This is a genomic window from Cupriavidus basilensis OR16 (assembly GCF_000243095.1).
GTDB lineage: Bacteria > Pseudomonadota > Gammaproteobacteria > Burkholderiales > Burkholderiaceae > Cupriavidus > Cupriavidus basilensis_D.
Genome location: NZ_AHJE01000371.1, coordinates 1 through 332, shown reverse-complemented (window position 1 = coordinate 332; position 332 = coordinate 1). Strand labels below are relative to the sequence as shown.

Here is a 332-nt window from a genome sequence, read left to right as displayed (position 1 = left end):
ACGATTACCTGGTCAAGCCGTTCGACCTGGACGAACTGTTCGCGCGCATCCGGGCACTGTTGCGCCGTAGCGCCGGGCGCGTCAGCACCGAGCTGGCGCATGGCCCGGTGCGCCTGGACCCCGCCACGCGTGAGGTGCGCTGCGCCGGCGAGATCGTGGCGCTGTCGATGCGCGAGTTCATGGTGCTGCAAGCCCTGATGGAGCAGCCGGGCCACGTTGTCGACCCACGATCGCCTGCGCGAGGCGGTCTACAACATGAACGAGGAAATCAGCAGCAATACGGTGGAAGTCCATATACACGCGCTGACGCAAGAAGCTCGGCGCCGACTTCA

1 protein-coding gene is annotated in these 332 nt (G+C 65.4%); it reads left to right on the top strand.

What is annotated here, in order from left to right:
- Window positions 1–332: response regulator transcription factor (locus OR16_RS39200; RefSeq protein ID WP_006165095.1), on the top strand; the 332-nt coding region annotated here is incomplete at both ends.